The 1,697-nt window shown below is 42.3% G+C and carries 4 protein-coding genes; 3 read left to right on the forward strand and 1 reads right to left on the reverse strand.

Translation table 11 applies throughout. From position 1 onward, the window contains the following. Nucleotides 1-23: 23 nt before the first annotated feature. Nucleotides 24-221, reverse strand: coding sequence for a hypothetical protein (locus tag GX466_08440; GenBank protein ID NLH94222.1), 198 nt, complete (start codon nucleotides 219-221; stop codon nucleotides 24-26). A gap of 492 nt (nucleotides 222-713) precedes the next feature. Between GX466_08440 and GX466_08445 the strand changes: the two genes are divergently transcribed. Genes GX466_08445 through GX466_08455 form a run of 3 tightly spaced genes read left to right on the forward strand, consistent with a single transcriptional unit; the run spans nucleotide 714 to nucleotide 1,582 of the window. Further along, a complete protein-coding gene (locus GX466_08445) occupies nucleotides 714-956 on the forward strand; it encodes a hypothetical protein (GenBank protein ID NLH94223.1) in 243 nt (80 codons plus the stop codon). 3 nt (nucleotides 957-959) lie between these two features. Beyond that, nucleotides 960-1,289, forward strand: coding sequence for a hypothetical protein (locus GX466_08450; protein ID NLH94224.1), 330 nt, complete (start codon nucleotides 960-962; stop codon nucleotides 1,287-1,289). Further along, entirely contained in the window at nucleotides 1,286-1,582 is a 297-nt protein-coding gene (locus tag GX466_08455; protein NLH94225.1) for a hypothetical protein, read from the forward strand. Before GX466_08450 ends, GX466_08455 begins: the two co-directional genes overlap by 4 nt. Nucleotides 1,583-1,697: the final 115 nt, after the last annotated feature.

The raw sequence follows: 1,697 nt of genomic DNA on the forward strand, positions 1-1,697 counted from the left end.
GCAACAAGTGTGTTTTAGTTCGCTCATGCTTGCCCCCTTAATAACGCTTCTGCTTTAGCTTTGTTTTTTAGCGCCTTTGCATATTGCTTATCAATCCACGCCTGAAACCAAAGGGTTTTTACATGGTTGTTTGCGCCATAATACTGGAATAAAGCACGTAGCTTTCTCCAGCTCTCGTGTGGCAATCGGATTGCGCCTGTAGTGGTTTTTTGTTTACTCATACCCATAATGTAGCACATCTTTGGACATTGTGCAAGATATTTTTATTAGGGTATGTACCTAGATAAATAAATCAAATAGTTGTTGCACCGTGCCACAAAGTACACTATAATCAACCATCAACAACAAAAACAAACAGTAGCTGTGAAACGAAAAGGATGTTGGCCAGCAGCTTGTAAGAACGGTCTGTCACCCGTCACTGTTTTTAGATTATCTTGCTGTGCAAGCTCTACCTAATAGTTGGAGTTGTTGAGATAGAGAATGATTTTAGTGGTGGTGATTCTTGGGATTACCAAGCGCGAGAAAGAGCAGTGTTACGGGCTATTCCTGATTTCAGGACTGCATAGCAAGCTAGAAATAGCCGCCACCACTAAAATCATTCGATAGCAGGGTTCGTTTGGTGATGTGCTTCAGGTTTATTTATTAACAATTTGACCTGTTATTGCTTGGGGCACATCACTAAACGAGCTCTTAACCATAACCAAGGAGTGAATATGAAAACTGAAATGCAAATCGGTGAGTGGGTAAGTGTTCCAGCTTTCCCTGCTTTTTATAAAGCAAAAAGTTCATTTGGGCAAACTGTCTTATTTACAAGCCCGACTAAAGGTGTGGTTGTAGATATAGGCGATAGCCCTTTGGGTCTTTTGTTTGACAGTGCTGATTGGGTTAGATGTGATTCAGATGACCATTGGGAACGCCTACCAGCAGGCACTAAAATCGTTTTAACTCAGGAATAAGCCATGAAAAATAGCAATCGTTCATTCGATGTGTTGCAATCCCTTGATGGCATCAAAGAAATGAGCCTTGAAGAATTGCGCGACATTTTGCAAGCGCTCAATGAAAAGGTCAAGTCAAGTCTAGCCTTGCGTTGCAATTACTTGGAATCTGACTTTGCAGCATTTCTAGAAGATGCCGCTAGTGATTGCGCTTTTCAAATAAAAAAAGAACAAGACCAAGCAGAGCGTGACCGCGCAGAGTATGACGGCATCATGGAAAACGGTTCACGCCGTCAACGTGAAGACGCTTTTTATGGCGACCGTTCAAATGCGAATGAAAGGGTTGCAGCATGAAATCCCCAACAAACATAAGCACCCTGCCATTTGAAGCACCTAAGCGTTCAATGGCGCAAAACCTGATTTATGCAACTTGTGCCGTAGCTGTGTTGACTGTGATAGCACTTTTAATCGCTGAAAACATCAGTCAAAGGCTAGATACCGTACATAAAGATGGGGTGGCAGTTGGCTATCAATTGGCTATCAATCTTAATGTGCCTACTGTAGAGGGCTGTATGAAGTTCTATTTTAATGACGATCCAAAACGAGTAGCTACGGCTGTTCAAACATTGTGTAAGGGGAAATCGTAATGGACTATCAACGAATTTCAACAAGCGCCGAAGTATGGCAAGCAATACGCAAACAACATCCTGAAATGGTTGTTTTCAGTAGCTTTAGCGCACCAGAAGGCAACCCTTACGGAAA

It is taken from the genome of Candidatus Cloacimonadota bacterium (genome assembly GCA_012516855.1).
In the GTDB taxonomy this organism is placed as follows: domain Bacteria; phylum Cloacimonadota; class Cloacimonadia; order Cloacimonadales; family Cloacimonadaceae; genus Syntrophosphaera.

What these genes read in the sequence shown, in the direction of transcription:
- GX466_08440 (NLH94222.1), bottom strand. Translation starts at nt 221, where the DNA reads ATGAGTAAACAAAAAACCACTACAGGCGCAATCCGATTGCCACACGAG.
- GX466_08445 (NLH94223.1), top strand. Translation starts at nt 714, where the DNA reads ATGAAAACTGAAATGCAAATCGGTGAGTGGGTAAGTGTTCCAGCTTTC.
- GX466_08450 (NLH94224.1), top strand. Translation starts at nt 960, where the DNA reads ATGAAAAATAGCAATCGTTCATTCGATGTGTTGCAATCCCTTGATGGC.
- GX466_08455 (NLH94225.1), top strand. Translation starts at nt 1,286, where the DNA reads ATGAAATCCCCAACAAACATAAGCACCCTGCCATTTGAAGCACCTAAG.